This window comes from Alphaproteobacteria bacterium, from assembly GCA_019635875.1.
Lineage (GTDB): Bacteria > Pseudomonadota > Alphaproteobacteria > Reyranellales > Reyranellaceae > JAFAZJ01.
Genome location: JAHBYP010000010.1, coordinates 65,168 through 82,701, shown reverse-complemented (window position 1 = coordinate 82,701; position 17,534 = coordinate 65,168). Strand labels below are relative to the sequence as shown.

The 17,534-nt window shown below is 68.9% G+C and carries 19 protein-coding genes and 1 tRNA gene; 8 read left to right on the top strand and 12 right to left on the bottom strand.

Going from position 1 to position 17,534, the window contains the following annotated elements; genetic code table 11:
- Positions 1–162: 162 nt before the first annotated feature.
- The 4 genes from KF889_27110 to KF889_27095 form a co-directional block, all read right to left on the bottom strand.
- A complete protein-coding gene (locus KF889_27110; GenBank protein MBX3503130.1) occupies positions 163–612 on the bottom strand; it encodes a DUF2948 family protein in 450 nt (149 codons plus the stop codon).
- The gene (gene murA / locus KF889_27105; GenBank protein MBX3503129.1) at positions 609–1,889 is read right to left on the bottom strand and encodes a UDP-N-acetylglucosamine 1-carboxyvinyltransferase; all 1,281 of its coding nucleotides are present in this window, start codon (positions 1,887–1,889) and stop codon (positions 609–611) included. Before murA ends, KF889_27110 begins: the two co-directional genes overlap by 4 nt.
- A 13-nt stretch (positions 1,890–1,902) precedes the next feature.
- On the bottom strand, positions 1,903–2,457 hold the full coding sequence (locus tag KF889_27100) for a dCTP deaminase (GenBank protein ID MBX3503128.1): 555 nt from the start codon (positions 2,455–2,457) through the stop codon (positions 1,903–1,905).
- A gap of 631 nt (positions 2,458–3,088) precedes the next feature.
- Positions 3,089–3,244, bottom strand: a complete 156-nt coding sequence (locus KF889_27095) for a hypothetical protein (GenBank protein MBX3503127.1) — start codon at positions 3,242–3,244, stop codon at positions 3,089–3,091.
- A gap of 40 nt (positions 3,245–3,284) precedes the next feature.
- Here KF889_27095 and KF889_27090 point away from each other — a divergent pair, with 40 nt between their 5' ends.
- Together KF889_27090 and KF889_27085 are read left to right on the top strand one after the other, a co-directional pair.
- On the top strand, positions 3,285–4,175 hold the full coding sequence (locus KF889_27090) for an alpha/beta fold hydrolase (GenBank protein MBX3503126.1): 891 nt from the start codon (positions 3,285–3,287) through the stop codon (positions 4,173–4,175).
- A gap of 27 nt (positions 4,176–4,202) precedes the next feature.
- The gene (locus KF889_27085; GenBank protein ID MBX3503125.1) at positions 4,203–5,003 is read left to right on the top strand and encodes a hypothetical protein; all 801 of its coding nucleotides are present in this window, start codon (positions 4,203–4,205) and stop codon (positions 5,001–5,003) included.
- A 127-nt stretch (positions 5,004–5,130) separates the two neighbouring features.
- Here the strand turns inward: KF889_27085 and KF889_27080 are convergent, their stop codons facing one another.
- From KF889_27080 to KF889_27070, 3 genes are read right to left on the bottom strand one after another with little or no spacing between them, the layout of a single operon-like run.
- The gene (locus KF889_27080; GenBank protein MBX3503124.1) at positions 5,131–5,853 is read right to left on the bottom strand and encodes an aspartate/glutamate racemase family protein; all 723 of its coding nucleotides are present in this window, start codon (positions 5,851–5,853) and stop codon (positions 5,131–5,133) included.
- Between the two features lie 11 nt (positions 5,854–5,864).
- Positions 5,865–7,103: an FAD-dependent oxidoreductase gene (locus KF889_27075; protein ID MBX3503123.1), complete on the bottom strand. Its 1,239-nt coding sequence runs from the start codon at positions 7,101–7,103 to the stop codon at positions 5,865–5,867.
- 10 nt (positions 7,104–7,113) lie between these two features.
- Entirely contained in the window at positions 7,114–8,931 is a 1,818-nt protein-coding gene (locus KF889_27070) for a DUF1446 domain-containing protein (GenBank protein ID MBX3503122.1), read from the bottom strand.
- Positions 8,932–9,060: 129 nt separating this feature from the next.
- Between KF889_27070 and KF889_27065 the strand changes: the two genes are divergently transcribed.
- On the top strand, positions 9,061–10,056 hold the full coding sequence (locus KF889_27065; GenBank protein ID MBX3503121.1) for a tripartite tricarboxylate transporter substrate binding protein: 996 nt from the start codon (positions 9,061–9,063) through the stop codon (positions 10,054–10,056).
- Between the two features lie 130 nt (positions 10,057–10,186).
- Here the strand turns inward: KF889_27065 and KF889_27060 are convergent, their stop codons facing one another.
- A complete protein-coding gene (locus tag KF889_27060) occupies positions 10,187–11,113 on the bottom strand; it encodes an enoyl-CoA hydratase/isomerase family protein (GenBank protein MBX3503120.1) in 927 nt (308 codons plus the stop codon).
- Here KF889_27060 and KF889_27055 point away from each other — a divergent pair.
- The gene (locus KF889_27055; protein ID MBX3503119.1) at positions 11,070–11,993 is read left to right on the top strand and encodes a hypothetical protein; all 924 of its coding nucleotides are present in this window, start codon (positions 11,070–11,072) and stop codon (positions 11,991–11,993) included. The two genes, KF889_27060 and KF889_27055, sit on opposite strands and share 44 nt — an antisense overlap.
- Entirely contained in the window at positions 11,990–12,421 is a 432-nt protein-coding gene (locus KF889_27050) for a PaaI family thioesterase (protein MBX3503118.1), read from the top strand. The genes KF889_27055 and KF889_27050 overlap by 4 nt, the downstream gene beginning before the upstream one ends.
- Before the next feature lie 54 nt (positions 12,422–12,475).
- Here the strand turns inward: KF889_27050 and KF889_27045 are convergent, their stop codons facing one another.
- A complete protein-coding gene (locus tag KF889_27045) occupies positions 12,476–13,144 on the bottom strand; it encodes a glutathione S-transferase family protein (GenBank protein ID MBX3503117.1) in 669 nt (222 codons plus the stop codon).
- 78 nt (positions 13,145–13,222) lie between these two features.
- Between KF889_27045 and KF889_27040 the strand changes: the two genes are divergently transcribed.
- On the top strand, positions 13,223–13,651 hold the full coding sequence (locus KF889_27040) for a MarR family transcriptional regulator (protein MBX3503116.1): 429 nt from the start codon (positions 13,223–13,225) through the stop codon (positions 13,649–13,651).
- Between the two features lie 156 nt (positions 13,652–13,807).
- Complete coding sequence (locus tag KF889_27035; protein ID MBX3503115.1) at positions 13,808–14,923, top strand: hypothetical protein; 1,116 nt, start codon at positions 13,808–13,810, stop codon at positions 14,921–14,923.
- 151 nt (positions 14,924–15,074) lie between these two features.
- Here the strand turns inward: KF889_27035 and KF889_27030 are convergent, their stop codons facing one another.
- Positions 15,075–15,908 (bottom strand): crotonase/enoyl-CoA hydratase family protein, encoded by an 834-nt coding sequence (locus KF889_27030; protein ID MBX3503114.1) that lies wholly within the window; start codon positions 15,906–15,908, stop codon positions 15,075–15,077.
- Between the two features lie 79 nt (positions 15,909–15,987).
- On the opposite strand from KF889_27030, the gene KF889_27025 reads away from it, so the two are divergent.
- Positions 15,988–16,062, top strand: a tRNA-Thr gene (locus KF889_27025).
- 4 nt (positions 16,063–16,066) lie between these two features.
- Here KF889_27025 and KF889_27020 read toward each other — a convergent pair.
- Together KF889_27020 and KF889_27015 are read right to left on the bottom strand one after the other, a co-directional pair.
- Complete coding sequence (locus KF889_27020) at positions 16,067–16,429, bottom strand: hypothetical protein (protein ID MBX3503113.1); 363 nt, start codon at positions 16,427–16,429, stop codon at positions 16,067–16,069.
- Positions 16,430–16,498: 69 nt separating this feature from the next.
- Complete coding sequence (locus KF889_27015) at positions 16,499–17,527, bottom strand: ROK family protein (protein ID MBX3503112.1); 1,029 nt, start codon at positions 17,525–17,527, stop codon at positions 16,499–16,501.
- Positions 17,528–17,534: the final 7 nt, after the last annotated feature.

Sequence of the window (17,534 nt, the reverse complement as noted above, 5' to 3'; positions counted from 1 at the left end):
GCACATGCGAAAGGAGCCGACAAGGGCGCCCAACCCTTCCCCCGGAGGGGGGAAGGTGCCCGAAGGGCGGATGGGGGATGTCCCAACGACACCGCCGTTCGTCTTCGACATCCCCCTTCCGTCGCTCCGCGCCACCTTCCCCCTCCGGGGAAGGTAGAAGAATCAGGATGTTGCATCCGCCAGCGGATGATCCGGCCGGAAGCGCGTCGGCCAGGGCTCGCCGACATCCTCGATGTGGCAGAGCAGGCGCGACGCCTCCAGGCGGATCATGCGGCCATCGGCGAAGCGCAGGCGGATGATGACGCCGCCGCCCTCGGCCTCCTCGCTCTCGATCGCCAGCAGGCCGAGGATGCGGTCGGGCTCCGACAGCGGCATGTCGGCGTGGCGCACGGCACTTACCTCGGCGAAGCCCAGGATGCTGTGGCAGCGCGACCAGGCGCCGTTGTCGTCGGGCAGCGCCTCCCAGCGGAAGCGGTTGGCGACCAAGGCGAACTGCTTCTCCTGCGCCATCCAGGCGATGTCGCGCACCGCCACCAGCGAGTCCTGCAGCGCGGCGGACACGACCTGGAGATCCTCGGCGTCGAGCGCCTTGAGCTTCAGGCGCTGGCTCACTTCAGGCGCTCGATGTCGGCGCCGCAGGCGGCGAGCTTCTCCTCGAGCCGCTCGTAGCCGCGGTCGAGGTGGTAGACGCGGTGCAGCACGGTGTCGCCCGTGGCCGACAGCGCGGCGATGGCGAGCGAGACGGAGGCGCGCAGGTCGGTGGCCATCACCTCGGCGCCGCGCAGCCTGGGCACGCCGCGCACCATGGCCGAGGCGCCGTGGATGTTGATGTTGGCGCCCATGCGGGTGAGCTCGGGCACATGCATGAAGCGGTTCTCGAAGATCGTCTCGGTGATCATCGAGGCGCCCTCGCCGCGCGTCATCAGCGCCATGAACTGGGCCTGAAGGTCGGTGGGGAAGCCGGGATAGGGTTCGGTCATCACGTCGACGCCGTGCAGCGCCCCATTGCAACGCGCGACGCGAAAGCCGGTTGCCGTCGGCGTGAACTCGACCCCGGCCTCGCGCAATTTGGCGACGGCGCTGTCGAGCAGGTCGATGCGGCCGTTGACCAGCTCGACGTCGCCCGCCGTCACGGCCACGGCCATGGCGTAGGTGCCGGTCTCGATGCGGTCGGGGATCACCGTGTGCTCGGCCGCGTGCAGCGCATCGACGCCCTCGATGTGCAGGGTCTCGGTGCCGATGCCGGTGATCTTCGCCCCCATTGCCACCAGGCATTCGGCGAGATCGGTGATCTCCGGCTCGCGCGCGGCGTTGTCGAGCGTGGTGACGCCCCTGGCCAGGCACGCGGCCATCAGCAGGTTCTCGGTGGCGCCGACCGAGACCTTGGGGAAGACGTACTTGGCGCCGCGCAGGCCGCCGGGCGCGCGCGCGACGATGTAGCCGCCGTCGATCTCGATGGTGGCACCCATCGCCTGCAGGCCGGCGATGTGCAGGTCGACCGGCCGCGTGCCGATGGCGCAGCCGCCGGGCAGCGACACCCGCGCCTCGCCGCAGCGCGCGACCAGCGGACCGAGCACCAGCACCGACGCGCGCATCTTGCGCACGATGTCGTAGGGCGCGGTGGTCGAGGCGATGTCGCGCGTGGTCAGCTTGAGCGTCGTGGCGCGGCTGTGGCCGTTCTCGCCCGGCGCGCAGCCGACCTCGGTGCCGTGCTGCTCCAGCAGCCTGATCATCGTGTCGATGTCGGCAAGCCGCGGCACGTTCTTCAAGGTCAGCGGCTGGTCGGTCAGCAGCGAGGCGACCATCAGCGGCAGCGCGGCGTTCTTCGAGCCCGAGACGCGGATGGCGCCCTTGAGCTGTGCGCCGCCGCGGATGCGGATCCGGTCCATCGTCGCCTCCGCCTCAGATGCGCGGCAGGGTCACGCCGCGCTGGCCCTGATACTTGCCGGCGCGATCGCGATAGGACGTCTCGCAGGGCTCGTTGCCCTGCAGGAAGAGGAACTGCGCCGCGCCCTCGTTGGCGTAGATGCGGGCGGGCAGCGGCGTGGTGTTGGAGAACTCCAGCGTGACGTGCCCCTCCCACTCGGGTTCGAGCGGCGTGACGTTGACGATGATGCCGCAGCGCGCGTAGGTCGACTTGCCGACGCAGATCACCAGCGTGTCACGGGGAATCCGGAAGTATTCGACCGTGCGCGCCAGCGCGAAGGAGTTGGGCGGGATGACGCAGATGTCGGTCGTGCGATCGACGAAGCTGGCGTCGCTGAACTCCTTGGGATCGACCACGGCGGAGTTGACGTTGGTGAAGATCTTGAACTCCGGCCCGACGCGCGCGTCGTAGCCGTAGGACGACAGGCCGAAGGAGATCACGCCGGCGCGCTTCTGCGCATCGACGAACGGCTCGATCATGCCATGCTCGGTCGCCATGCGACGGATCCACCGATCCGACATGATCGCCATCTCGCACCCCGTCTTGACCGCGGCGGAAGGGGCTCGCCCGGTGGGCCGGTTCTAACCCTGCCGCGCCCCCGGCTCAATGTCTTCCGTCACCGTCTCCTGGCAAGGGCAGGGCGATCGAACATGGATCTCCTCGGACTTCCCTTCCCCCGGAGGGGGAAGGTGGCGCGCGCAGCGCGACGGATGGGGGATGCTTCAACGAAACCGGCGTCCGCCTTCGACAGCCCCCATCCGCCCTTCGGGCACCTTCCCCCTCCGGGGGAAGGTAAAACTCAGGCAAATCGGTCGCGTTTCCGACAACATTGGTGGCGGGACTTTTCCGCATGGCATCGACACTTTCCCACCCTTTCCGACAACCGTAGGGGTGGAAATCGACGGAGGGCCTTTTCCATGGCTTGCTGGGCGCGAATGGATCCAGGAGACCCCCGGCCCGGCAGATTGTTCCCGCCCCGTGACGGCTGTGACGGCTGTGACAGCTTGGATGAACTTTCCGGGCGATTTGCTGGCTGAGCGGGCGAAGGATCGCCCGCGCCCCTTGCCGCGCCCGCCTGGCGCGGCGGCCCCCCTCTCTCAACAGAAAGAAGGGGGAAACTACCGTCCAAGCCGTCACAAGCGGCACACAGCGACGATGGCGCTACTTCTTCGGCTTCTGCGCCGGCGGTTCGCCAGTCCCGGCCTCCTGCCGCGCCCGGGCCTGCGCCTTGCGGCGGCGCAGGTTCTGACGCAGGGCATCGGCGAGGCGCTTCTCGCGCTCGGTGCGGTCCGTGGACTTCGCCGGGGGCTGGGCCATAGTGGCCTGACTTGTAAGCCCTTTGCCCGGCAGGAGCCACATGCCCACCGCCCTGCGCACGCCCGACGACCGCTTCGCCGACCTGCCGGGCTATGCCTTCGCGCCGCGCTACCTCGAGATCGACGGCCTGCGGATGCACTTTCTCGACGAGGGCCCGCTTGACGCGCAGACCACCTTTCTCTGCCTGCACGGACAGCCGACCTGGAGCTACCTCTACCGGCGGATGATCCCGGTCTTCGCCGCCGCCGGGCACCGCGTCGTGGCGCCGGACCTGTTCGGCTTCGGCCGCTCGGACAAGCCGGCCGACGAGGCCGCCTACACATTCAGCTTCCACCGCGCGTCGCTGGTCGCGTTCATAGAGCGGCTCGACCTGAGCAACATCGTGCTGGTCTGCCAGGACTGGGGCGGTCTCCTGGGGCTGACCCTGCCGCCCGACATGCCTGGGCGCTTTACGCGGCTGCTGGTGATGAACACCATGCTGGCGACCGGCGACGAGCCGCTGCCCCAGGCGTTCCTCGACTGGCGCGCCTTCAGCAACAGCCGGCCCGACATGGCGATCGGCGCGCTGCTCAAGCGCGCCTGCCCGCATCTGAGCGACGCCGAGGCGGCCGCCTACGACGCGCCCTTCCCCGACGCCGCCTGCAAGGCCGGCGTGCGGCGCTTCCCCAACCTTGTCTGTGACCATCCCGACGCCGACGGCGCCGCGATATCACGACGGGCGCGGCAGTGGTGGTCGCGCGAATGGGCGGGCGAGAGCATTATGGCCGTGGGCATGAAGGACCCCGTGCTCGGCTCGCCGGTGATGGCGCGCCTGCGCGAATCCATTCGCGGCTGCCCGCCGCCGATGGCGGTCGCCGAGGCCGGGCACTTCGTCCAGGAATGGGGAGAATCGATCGCCGCGGCAGCCCTCAAGGCCTTCAGGCTCGCGTAAAGCACGAAGTTGCGGCAAACTGCACGCATGCTGCACTACATCAACAAGACCCCCGAACCGCCGCGCAAGAGCCGCGTCGTCGAGGTCGGCTGGCTGCTCAAGGCGCAGCAGGCCGGCTTCATCTGGGAGGAGCCGCGCCAGTTCCGCCGCGCCGACAACCAGGACCCGCGCACGGCCAAGGCGGTGCAGAACTGCCCCGCCGTGGTCGACTACGAGAGCCGCCATTTCGTCGTGCCCTGCCCGATCGACCTGTCGATCCGCCTGGTGCGCGACAAGGAGGGCAAGCCGGCGCTGCAGAACCTTGACGGTCCGCAAAGCGCCATCACCGGCCAGCACCTGTCGAAGCTGGTGCATCTCAACGGCGCCGGCCAGTGGCGCCATCCGCAGCGGCCGGTGATCCAGATCTCGACGCCCTACTACTTCGTCGCCGACGATGTCTGCTGGATGAACCAGCTGCCGCCCTACCTGACCTACCGCGACCCGCCGGTTCCCGGCGTCTTCATCGGCGGCCGCCTGCCGATCCACATCTGGCCGCGGGTGATGATGTGGGCCTTCGAATGGTGGGACACGACCAAGCCGCTGATCCTCAAGCGCGGCGAGCCGTGGTTCCTGCTGCGCTTCGAGACCGACGACCCGACGCGGCCGGTGCGCCTGGTCGAGGCCGAATGGACGCCCGAGCTCAGCGAGTTCGCCAACGGCGCCGAAGCGGTGACCAACTTCGTGCGCCGCACCTTCTCGTTGTTCAAGACCGCCGAGAAGCGCCGGCCCGACAAGCTGATCAAGCGCGTCGAGCGCAAGGCCGCCAGCCGCGAGACCGAGGGGGTATAGCCTTCCTTTCCCCCGGAGGGGGAAGGTGGCGCGCAGCGCCGGATGGGAGATGCCTCAACACACAAGGTGTCCGTCTTCGACATCCCCCTTCCGCCCTTCGGGCACCTTCCCCCTCCGGGGGAAGGGATCATGAGAACCGCCGCGGCCGGATGCCGGCGTGGAACCAGCTGATCAGCGAGTAGATATCGTAGATCGGCACGCCCAAGGCCTCGCGCAGGGCGGCGGCATAGGGCGGCATGTTGGTGCACTCCAGCACGATGGCGCCGATGTCGGGATGCGACTGCATCAGCGCGCGTCCCGCCTCGAGGATATCCTGCTCGGCGCGCGCGACGTCCATGTCTTCCTTCTCGCCGAGGATCAGCGTGCGGAAGAACTCGCGCCCGCGCTCGGTGCCGGCCAACGGCGTGTCGAGCGGCACGCCGGCGGCTTCGAGGTGTCGCGGCGTCAGCGACGAGCCGCTGACAGTGACGACACCGACCCGCTTGCCGGGCGGCAGTGTCGCCTGCACCCAGGGCACCTGGATCAGCGCGCTGGTGGCAACCGGGACGCTCACATGCGCCGCCAGCTCGCGCTGGAACAGCGAGAGGAAGCCGCAATTGGTGGTGATCGCCTCGGCGCCGAGCGACACCAGCTCGGCAGCGGCCTCGAGGAAATCCGGCAGCAACCCCTCGGCGCCCTTCAACACGACTTTCTCGGGACTGGCGCCGCGCACGACCTTGTAGAGCACGGGAAACGGCCAGGTCGTGGCGTTGCCCATGTCGCCGGGAATGCGCGGGAAGCGTGCCTCCAGCATCAGGATGCCCAGCGGCGCGCCGTAGATCGCCTTGCCGCCTCGGGCGATGGTGCTCATGGCTCGCGCTCTCAGAAACGGTCGGGCCGGAACGGCGCGAGGTCGACGGTGGTCGGCTTGCCTGTGGCCAGCTCGGCGATCAGCTTGCCGGTGATGCCGGCCATGGTGAGCCCGAGATGGTCGTGGCCGAAGGCGAAGAAGACGTTGCCGTGGCGCGGCGAGCGGCCGATCACCGGCTTCGAATCGGGATGCGAGGGACGCGGCCCCATCCATTTCGACGCCGGCTCGCCCGCCAGCCCGGGCAGCAGCGCCATGGCGTGGCGCTTCACCCGATCGGCGATGCGCATGTCGGGCGGCGCATCGGGTGCGGCGAACTCGGCCACGCCGGTGGCGCGGATGCCCTCGTGCATGTGGGAGATCGCGACGTTGCGGTCGGCCGAGATCAGGGCGCGCTTGAGCGCGAAATCCTGGTCGGCGAACATCACGTGGTAGCCGCGCTCGGCCTCCAGCGGCACCGCGGTGCCGAGCTGCTTCGCCAGCCGCCGCGACCAGACTCCGGCGGCGATCACCACCTGATCGACGTCGAACGCACCGCGATCGGTGAGGAGCGTCGTCGGCCCCGCGGCGCCGATCTCGAAGCCCTTGACCTCGGCCTGCACGATCTCGCCGCCGCGCCGCACGAAGTCCTTCGCCAGCGAGTCGGTGAGCCGGAACGGATCGATGGTGCGGCTGACATCGGGCAGCGACACCGCCTTGACCACGCTCTTCGAGAGCGCCGGCTCCATCTGCCGCGCCTCGTTGCCGTCGAGGATGTCCATGTGCACGCCGTTGCGGCGGCGCAGGTCGAGCGCGTAGGCCGCGCCGTCGAAGGCGGCCTCGCTCTCGAACACCATCATCAGGCCGTTGTGGTCGACCCACTGGCCGGCATCGGCGCCCTCGATCAGCGGCGCGTAGCCGGCGTGGGTGTGCACCAGCAGGCTGCTGCGCGCGGCGGCATTGGCCTCGACGCGCGCGCGACGCGCATTGGCGATGAAGCGCAGGAACCAGGGCAGCGCCGACGGCAGGTGACTCCAGCGCAGCTTCAGCGGCGACTGGGAGTCGAAGAGCATCTTCGGCACCTTCCTCAGCACGCCGGGCATGGCGAAGGGTACGCAGGAGGCGGTGCCGAAGGAGCCGGAGTTGCCGAACGAGGCCTTCATGCCCGGCTCGCCCTTCTCGACGAGCCGGACCTTGAAGCCCTCGCGCTGCAGATGAAGCGCGCAGCAGACACCGACGATGCCGGCGCCAATTACTGTGAAAGTCTTGGTCATCTGCCAGGTCCTACGCCGCGTTCTTCTCGGCTTCCCGCAGCTCCTTCGCCAGGCTTGCCGGCACCTTCACCGGCATGTCGAGCGCCATCTGGGCGAAGGCCTTGGCCAGCGGATCGGCCTTGATCGAGGCCATGCCGCCGCCGCCCAGCGCCTCGCGCAGCAGGAAGTTGAAGCCGCCGATGCCCGGCAGGCGCCAGCGGTTCACCTTGCCCTTGATGCGATGCGCGAAGTACTTCGCCATCGCCTCCTCGGTGACTTCCGACTCGAGGATCGGCACGAACTCGGGCTTGCGCGCGAAGATGCCGATATTGGCGTTGTCGCCCTTGTCGCCCGAGCGGCCATAGGCGAGCGCGATCAGCGGCACCGTCTCGGTGGCATTGCCCGCGCTAGACGGCACGGCGGGCGGCTCGACCGGCAGCTGCGCCTCGGTGAAGCCGCCGGCTTTCGCGCCCTCCTGCATCGCGATCGTCCTGCCGTCGATCTCGACGCTGACCGGCACCATCGACTTCGGGACAAGGCAGGAGAACATGCGGATCACCGGCTGCGGCGAGACGCGGCCAGCGCCGAAGGAACCCGACATGCCGACCACGCCGCCGGTCGCCATCGGCGCGATCTCGCGGCCCAGCAAGGACAGCGCCTCGCGCTGGTCATGCCGCGCGGCGAGCTTCACCACCACCTCGCGCGAATCCTGCGCGTGGCCGTGCGGTCCGTAGGTATCCTCGCCGCCGATCACCTCGATGCTGACCTCGCGGTAATCGCCCATGTTCTTCTCGCGGAACATGCGGCGCGTCTTCTTGACGATCGACTCGGCGCTGTGGCGGCCCTTGGCCACCGCCTCGCGGCCCGAGAGCATGAAGATCGAGGCGATCTTGAAGCCGTCGGGCCAGGTCGTGGAGACCTTGTAGTGGTCGGTCGGCGGCCTGCCCCTGGCGCCGGAGACGCGCACGCGGTCCTTGCCGAGCTGCTCGTAGCGCACGGCGGTGAAGTCGCAGGCGACGTCGGGCACGAGATAGGCGCGCGGATCGCCGATCTCGTAGAGCATCTGCTCGGCCACCGTAGCCGTGGTGATCAGCCCGCCGGTCTTGTCGGGCTTGCTGAGCACGAAGGAGCCGTCTTGCGAGACCTCGGCGATCGGGAAACCCATGTCGTCGTAGTCCGGCACCAGGCGCCAATCGGTGAAATTGCCGCCGTTGCACTGCGCGCCGCATTCCAGGATGTGGCCGGCGAGCGTGCCGGCCGACAGACGATCGTAGTCGTCCATCGTCCAGCCGAACTCGTGGATCAGCGGGCCCAGCGTCACGGCCGAATCGACGCAGCGTCCGGTGATCACGACGTCAGCGCCTTCGGCCAGTGCGCGGGCGATCGGGAAGCCGCCGAGATAGGCGTTCATGCTGACGATCTTCGCCGGCAGCGGTTCGTCGCCGCCCATTTCCGTGATGCCCGCCGCGCGCAGCTCCGCGATCCTGCCCATCAGGTCGTCGCCCATGACGACGGCGACCTTCAGCGTCACGCCGGCCGCCTCGCAGGCCTTGCGCACGGCCTCGGCGCACGCCTGCGGATTGACGCCGCCGGCATTGGTCACGACCTTGATCTTGCGGTCGGCGATCTCCTTCGCCAGCGGCGCCATGACGGCGGTGACGAAGTCGGTGGCGTAGCCGGCCAGCGGGTTCTTCATCTTCTGCGCCGCCATGATCGACATGGTGACTTCGGCGAGATAGTCGTTGACCAGGTAGTCGATGCGGCCGTGGCGCACGAGCTGGCCGGGCGCCGTCTCGGTGTCGCCCCAGAATCCCGAGCTGCCGCCGATGCGCACCGTCTTGCCGGCCATGGTCGATCCTCCAGCTGTCGCATCGGCTTATCGCGCGAAACGCGGTGCGACAACAGGGCGCCGCTTGCGCCCTGCGAAACCCCGCGTTGCGACACATGCTAGGGTGACAACAGTAACCGAGGGCGTCCCATGCGTAGTGTACCATCGAGTCCGTTTCTGACCCGCCGCCGCGCGCTGATGGCCGGCACCGCGAGCCTGCTCGCCGCGCCGGCGCTGGCCCAGGGCACCTACCCGAGCAAGCAGATCCGCATCATCGTCGCCTTCGCGCCCGGCGGCGCCACCGACATCCTCGGCCGCATCGTGGCCGACCATCTGTCGAAGGCGTGGAACACGCAGGTCATCGTCGACAACAAGACCGGCGCCGGCGGCAATCTCGGTTCCGACCTCGTCGCCAAGGCGGCGCCCGACGGCTACACGCTGCTGCTCGGCACGGTGGGCTCGGCGGTCACCAACCAGTTCCTCTACAAGAACATGCCGTTCGACACGGCGACCGCCTTCACCAACATCGCGCTGGTCGGCGAGGTCGCCAACGTGCTGGTGGTGCATCCCGACGTGCCGGCCAGGACGGTGCAGGAATACATCGCCATGGTGAAGGCCAAGCCCGGCCAGATGAACTACGGCTCGCCGGCGATCGGCGGCACCGGGCACCTGGCGATGGAGTACCTGCAGGCGCTGACCGGCATGAAGCTCGAGCACATCGTCTATCGCGGCAGCTCGCTGGTGCTGCAGGACCTGCTGGCCGGCAACATCCCCGCCACCATGGACAACCTGCCGGCCTACATCCCGCACACCAGGACCGGCAAGCTGCGCGCGCTGGGCGTATCGACGGCCAAGCGCTGGTTCGCGCTGCCCGACGTGCCGACCATCGCCGAGCAGGGTGTGCCGGGCTACGACGCGGCGCCGTGGTGGTACGTCTCGGGACCGGCCGGCATGCCGGCGGAGATCGTCAAGAAGCTCAGCGACGAGATCGTCAAGGCGGTCGGCTCGCCCGAGGTCGAGAAGCGCATCAAGGACGCCGGCTGCGCGCCGATCATCGGCGACAGCGCGGCGCTGACCAGGCACATCGCCAGCGAGACCGTGAAGTGGAAGAAGGTCGCCGACGCCGCGGGGCTGAAGCCGCAGTAAAATACCTTCCCCCGGGAGGGGGAAGGTGGCGCGCAGCGACGGATGGGGGATGCCTCAACGAAACCGGTGTTCGTCTTCGACATCCCCCTTCCGCCCTTCGGGTACCTTCCCCCTCCGGGGGAAGGAAGCGCTACGTCCGCTTGCGATTGACGAAGGCTTCCATGCGTTCGGTGTGCTCGCCCGTCGCCGCCGACTGGGCGAAGGCCTCGATGCCGGTGCGGATCGCCTCGTCGAGCGGCAGCGCCTCCCAGCGGCGCATCAGCGATTTCTGCGCCCGCACCGCCCTGGGTGCGGCGGCGACGATGGCCGCGATATCGCGCTCGATCGCCGCGTCGAGGTCGCGCGGCTTCACCACGGTCTCGACCAGGCCCCACGCTAGCGCCTTGGGCGCGCCGATGTTCTGGCCGGTCAGCAGCAGCCACGAGGTGCGGCCCCAGCCGATCAGCCGCGGCAGCAGCGCCGCCTCGACCACCGAGGGAATGCCGACATTGACCTCGGGCATGCCGAAGGCGGCGCTGTCGGCGGCGATGCGGAAGTCGCAGGCGGCGGCGATCTCGAGCCCGCCGCCCAGAGTGTAGCCCTCCATGCGGCAGATCACCGGCACCGGGCATTCGCGGATCGCCTGGCACAGCAGATGGATCCTGGTGATGAAGGCGCGCGCCTCCTCGGCCGTCTTCATGCCGGCCATATGGTAGATGTCGGCGCCGCCGATAAAGGCCTTGCCGCCGGCGCCCGAGAACACCACGACGCGTATTTCAGGGTCCTTCGCCAACTCGCGGAAGGTCGCCGTCAGATCATCCAGTGCCGCCGGACCGACGACATTGAGCCGCCGGGAATTGTCGTAGACGACATGCGCCACGGTCCCGCCCTCACGGGCTTCACGCGCGACTTCGATTCTGTGCGTGGACGTCGACACTGTGCCTCCGGTTCGCCTGACGAAAACGCCGGACGCTTCCGGCGCCCCGACTTTTCCCGTAATACAGCGCCAGCCCGCGTCGACAAGAGGAATGACCGTGCCCGATTCGCTGACCGCCCATGACCTGTCGGGCCACAGCATCTTCGATCCGTCCGATCCCTTCGAGGATCACATCGGTCCGATCTATTACCAGCGGCGCGAGACGGGCGTGCATTGCGCCCTGCCGATTTCGGCCCTGCATACCAATGCCGGCGGCATCCTGCATGGCGGCGCGATCCTGACCTTCGCCGACTATGCGCTGTGCGCCACCTGCGGCCATGCCGCGTCGGGCGGCCAGATGCCGGGTAGCTTCGCCATGACGGTGAGCCTGACCGTGTCGTTTCTCGAGGCCGGCGCCATCGGACCGGCCATCGAGTCGATGGGCGAGGCCACGCGCGTCACCGGCCGCATGGCCTTCGCGCGCGGCTCGGTGCTGCAGAACGGCAAGCGGTTGGCGACCTACAGCGGCGTCACCCGCCACATCGCGCGCGACAAGGCGATGGGACGGCGCGACGAGGAGGGCCTGACCCGTGTCGCCGGCGGCACCCGCCCGCCCGGTCCGCCCGAGGATCTGGCGGCACCCGAAGGCTATCGCCGCGAGCTGCGCTCGAGCCCCTATCTGCGCCATACCGGCCCGACCTTCTTCCAGGACAAGCCCGACGGCGTGCACGTCGTGCAGCCGACCTTCCAGTTCATGCTGAACTCCGGCGCCTCGGTGCATGGCGGCATGCTGATGACCTTCGCCGACAACGCCTTCTGCACGGCGATCACCGCGCGGCTGGGCAAGGCGCCGTCGACGGCGATGTTCACCGCGGAGTTCCTGTCGGCCGGCACGGTGGGCGCGCCGCTGGAAACCACGGTCGACCTCGCGCGCAGCAGCGAGCGCTTCGCCTTCCCCACCGGCACGGTGATGCAGAACGGCACGCCGCTGCTGAACTACAGCGCCGCCGTCGCGCTGCGCGACTGGAAGAAGCCGGCATGAGCGCCGAGCCTGCCATCGCCGTCGAGGTCCCCGCGCATTTCGAGCCGCTGCGCGGCAATGTCGGCTTCGGCGCGCTGATCGGCCCACTCTACCTGCGCAAGCCGAAGGAAGGCCGCGCCTACGCCTGGGGCTTCCGCGCCACCGAGAAGCACCTCAATCCCGGCGGCATCGTCCACGGCGGCATGCTAGTGAGCTTCGCCGACACCTGCCTCGGCGCGCTGGCCTTCTTCGCCGGCGGCAAGACGCCGAGCTCGACCATCGACCTTGCCTCGTCCTTCGTGGCACCTGGCCGCGCCGGCGACTGGATCGAATGCACCGGGTCGGTCACGCGCACCACCCGCGACCTCGTCTTCGTCACCGGGCGCGTCTATGTCGGCGACCGCACCCTGGTCGATCTCAAGGGCATCTGGAAGATCCTGCGGAGCTAGAGCATTCGGCGTCCTGTCATCCCGAGCGCACCGAGGGATGACAGTCGTGATCCTCTAGGCGGCCAGCGCCATGCGCCGGCTGAGCTCGGAGCGGCGCGCCAGCAGGAAGCGCCGCAGCCGCTTTGGATAGTCGGCGGCCACGGCGGCCCGCACCGACGGCCGCGCCGCGAGCGCCTGGCGCCACGCCCGGACCTTCGGCGTGGCGGCGAAGACAGCGAAATCGGCGATGGTGTCGAAGACGTCGAAATAGCGGAACACCGGCCCGAAGGCGGCATCGACCAGGCTGAACGCCGCGCCGGCGAAGTACGGCCCCTCGCCCAGCGCCTCCTCCACACGGGCGAACTTCGCCGCCATCGCCTCGCGCCTGGCACCGAGCGTCGCCGCGTCGGGCGCACCGTAGAAGCCGGCGATGTCGTTGAGGATCGCCGACGCCACCTCGACCCAGCCGCGATGGCGCGCACGCTCGAAGGCGTCCTCGGGATGCAGCCGAGGGGGGCGCGTCTCGTCGAGATAGTCGGCGATGATCGCCGATTCGAAGAGCGGCTTGCCGTCGACCAGCAGCACCGGCGTCCTGCCCAGCGGCGAGATCGCGCGGAACCAGTCCGGCTTGTCGGCGAGATCGATATCGCGCCGCTCGAACGGCACGTCCTTTTCCATCAGGGCGATGGCCGCGCGCTGCACGTAGGGGCAGAGATGGTGGCTGACGAGGACGAGGTCGGTCATGACGGGCCTCCAATAGTTCAATCTTGAACGACATAGGCGCGCTTGCTTCAAATTTCAACTATCGACATGATGGCTGCGATGACGGCGACGGAGACCTGGCCCCTCTTCCTGCGCGCGCACGCGGCGCTGACCGACGCCATCGGCGCGCGGCTGTCGGCGGCCGGCCTGCCGTCCCTGCTGTGGTACGACGCGCTGTGGGCGCTCGAGCGGGCGCCCGGCCGGCGGCTGCGCATGGGCGAGCTGGCCGATACCATGGTGCTGAGCCGCAGCCACCTCACCCATCTCGTCGGCCAGCTCGAGAAAGCGAGGCTCGTTCGACGCAGCCGCAGCCCGGACGATCGCCGCGGCACCTACGCCGCCCTGACCGACAAGGGCGCGGCGCTGCGCGCACGCATGTGGCCGGTCTATCGCGCTTCCATCGACGAGCTGTTCGCGCGCCGCCTGCGCCCGGCGCAGGCCGGTGCGATGGCGGCAGGTTTCCGTCGCCTGCTGGCCGGTCTGCGCTAGGGCCAATACATTCGACTACGTCAGGATCGCGGCCGGGGGCAAGTAATCGGCAATGTAGCTGCCCCATTCTCCTTGATCCCGCCACGGACGAACCGTGGCCGCGCCGCAAACGCCACCGATGCTCTCCTCGCCTTGAGTGAAAGGGAGAAATCACCGATGAGGCAGCTCAGCGCGCGAATCAGGATCACGGCATTGGCGGCGCTGGCCGCCGGCATCGCCCTCCCGGCGGCAGGAATTGGCGACCTCTGGGCTGCCGATCTCAAGGCCGCCGACTACAGGCTCTCCGGGCCCTACACCCACGGCAATCTCACCCTCTACATGATCCACGGCAAGCCGGGCGACACCGGCAAGCCGCCGCTCACCCTGCAGGAGGCGCTGCAGCGCGGCTTCGTGCGCGTGCGCGAGACCGGCAACGTCGACCAGCTCGACATCGAGAACGTCGGCGACCAGGACATCTTCGTGCAGGCCGGCGACATCGTGAAGGGCGGCAAGCAGGACCGCGTCGTGCAGCTCGACCTGGTGCTGGCGCCGCGCTCGGGCCGCATCCCGCTGGCGGCGTTCTGCGTCGAGGCCGGCCGCTGGGCGGCGCGCGGCACCGAGGACGTCCGGCAGTTCTCCAGCGCCACCACCTCGCTGCCCTCGAAGGACCTGAAGCTCGCCGCGCGCGGCGTGCCGGCCAGGCCCGATGCGCGGCCCGATCCCGAGCCGCGCGATCCGCATGAGCGGCGCCAGATCGCACGCCGCGCGCCGGCCGACAGCCAGGGCCGCGTCTGGGCCGGCGTCGCCGAGATGCAGCGCAAGCTCAGCGACTCGGTGCAGGCGCCGGTGGCCGCCGCTGCCTCGGCCAGCTCCCTGCAGCTGTCGCTGGAGAACCAGAAGCTCCAGGCGACGATCAGGGAGACGGTCGCGGCGCTGACGCCCTCGATCGACAGGGAACCCGACGTCATCGGCTACGTCTTCGCCATCAACGGCAGGATCAACAGCGCCGAGGTCTATGGCTCGGGCGGGCTGTTCCGCAAGATGTGGCCCAAGCTGCTGCACGCCAGCGCGGTCGAGGCGCTGTCGGAGCGCAAGGCCGCCAACGGCCAGGCGGCTCCCACCATCGACGCCGTGCGCGCCTTCCTGGTCGAGAGCGAAGCCGGCAGGCCCAGCGACCGCCGCCTGCCGGCCGAGATGAAGCTCACCACGCTCGACAGCGACAAGGCCGTTGTGTTCGAAAGCCGCAAGGCCGGCGCGGCCGCACCGGTACGCCGCAGCTACGTGAGCAAGTGACGAACTACCTTCTCCCGTTTCGCGGGGGAAGGTGCCCGAAGGGCGGATGGGGGTGGCGGCATAGCGGCCAGTCATGGAGAGCAGAGTTGTCGCGCGAGCCACCCCCATCCGGCGCTTCGCGCCACCTTCCCCCGCCAGCGGGGGAAGGTAGTCAAATTGTCTTGCGCAGATCGAGATCGGCGAAATGCGGCGCGCGCTTCTCGCGCGTCGCGGTGAAGGCCTCGGGCATGTCGGCGCCGTGGATGAAGGCAGCATTCCACACGCTCATGTAGTTCAGCGCCTCGTCGACCGAATGGTCACGCGCGTAGTTGATCATCTCCTTGCTGCCGTACACCGCCAGCGGCGACTTCGCCGCGATGGTGCGCGCGATTCCCATCACGCTCTCGAGCATCCCGGCCTGCGTGGTGTGGACCGTGTTGACCAGCCCGGCGCGCAGCGCCTCCTGGGCCGACAGCGCGCGGCCGGTATAGGCCAGCTCGCGCACCAGGCCCTGCGGGATCAAATGCGGCAGGCGCTGCAGGGTGCCGACATCGGCGGTCATGCCGAGATCGATCTCCTTGATGGTGAAGAAGGCGTCATCGGTGCAGTAGCGCATGTCGCAGGCCGAGATCATGTCGACGCCGCCGCCGATGCAGCCGCCCTGCACCGCCGCCAGCACCGGCACGCGCACCTTCTCCATGACGCTGAAGGACTCCTGGTAGGCCAGCAGGCCGCGGCGGAAGCGCTCGCGCCGCCGTGCCGGGTCGGCCTCCTCGGCGACGATCGAGCCGAAAACCGAGAGATCCATGCCCGCCGTGAAATGCGGCCCGGTCGAGGAGATCACCGCCACGCGCACCTCGGCGCGCTCCTCGCCGATGGCGACGGCGAAGACATGGCGGATCTCCTCCCAGAATTCCCGGGTCATGGAGTTGCGCTTGTCCGGCCGGTTCAGGCGGATATGCGCGACATTGTCGCTGACGTCGAAGTCGAAGGTCGTATAGGCCACGTTGTCCTCCCGGCCGGGACAGGGTTGAACCGTCAGGGGCTGTATGGCATACCCCGGCCGCCCGGACGAACTGAGACAGGCTGCGGTAGCTCAGTGGTAGAGCACACCCTTGGTAAGGGTGAGGTCGAGAGTTCAATCCTCTCTCGCAGCACCAGTTCTCAGCTCGACGGCCCCTCGACGATGAAGCAGAACACCTTGCCGTAGAGCTCGCACAAATGGGTGCGGCGATCGGGCGTCGGCATGGTGATGATCTTGCCCTTGGGCACCACCAGCCAGTTCCGGCCATCCCAGACGCGGTAGAAGCCGTCCTCGGCCATGTAGGATGGCGCCGGACGGCAGTCACCCTCCCTGCCATCGACCGAGCCATTGCAGCAGGCCACGCCGCTGTCTGGCTGGCGCAGGTCCTTGTACCAGTCGTGGTGCTCGGCGTGGCCATCGCCGCGGCGGCCCGAGGGCTGGCCATGGGCCTGCACGGCGAGCAGCACGCAGGCGAGCAGGATCGGCAAACGGCGGATGCTCATGGCATGCGCGCTCCCGGACGGGCCGGCCTCGGCCTCCCGCAAAGACTAGCGCCATTCCGGCGCCGGGTCTCAGGCTTCGCGCGGGTGGTTGGAAAACCTTGCGTTGCCCAGTCCGGTGCCGATGGTCAGCACGCCCCAGTGCCTCAGCGATTTCATTACCGGCACGGCGCTCAGCCCCTGCACGACCGCGTCGTTGTGCATCATCACGACCGGCTCATGGCCGCCGATCCTCGGCAGATCCAGGCTGCTCGGCAGATGGAAGTCGTCGTCCTGCCAATTGCCGGGCAGGTTCTGGCCGCCGCTCCGGATCCGGCCGCTGGCGTCGATCAGGCCCGGGCAGGCGATGCCAAGGAAGGGCGCCAGCCGCACCTTGCCGACCTCGGCGCGCTCGATCATCTCGACGGTCATCGCGTTGAGGCGCTTCAAGGTCTGCGCGCGCGTCGGCTCATCGTCGGCATGCCGCCAGTGGCGCAGCTTCCACACCTTGGCCTTCGCGAGGCTGTCCTTCCTGCCGAGGTTGAGCTCGACCACGCCGACACGCAGGTTGGTGCCGCCGATGTCGATCGCGAGGATCGCGTCGTGGCCGGCCAGCACCCAGGAGGGGGCGAGCTGCACGGCGCCCACCAGGCCGGCCTCGTCGGGATGATGCTCGATCGGGCGCAGCATGACCTCGATCCCCTCGCCGGCCAGGATCAGTCCCGCACGGCCGATCGCCAGCGTGCCGATATGGCTGGCGCTCAGGCCGCCGCCGATCACGATGCTTTCGGTACCCTTCCAGCTCTGAAGTCGCAGGAAGCGGCGCACGACGGTGGCCAGCTCGCCAGCGAATTCCTCGATCACGGTATGCACGAGGCCCGCCGCCCTGGGGTCGTCGCCCGCCAGCATCTTGTCCATCTGGGTCTTGCGGATGTTCTCGGTGGCCGTGTCGCCGAAGGGATCGTCGCCCTGCTCCCTGACGAGGTCGCGCCAGTCGTCGAGGATGGCGCGGAACGCGCGGCCGCTGGCGCGATCGCCGACGAAGCCTTCGTCGTCGCGCAGTTCCTCGTTGTAGGTGTCGACCGACACGGCCGGCAGGATCTTCGCCGCATGCGCCAGGATCGGCCCT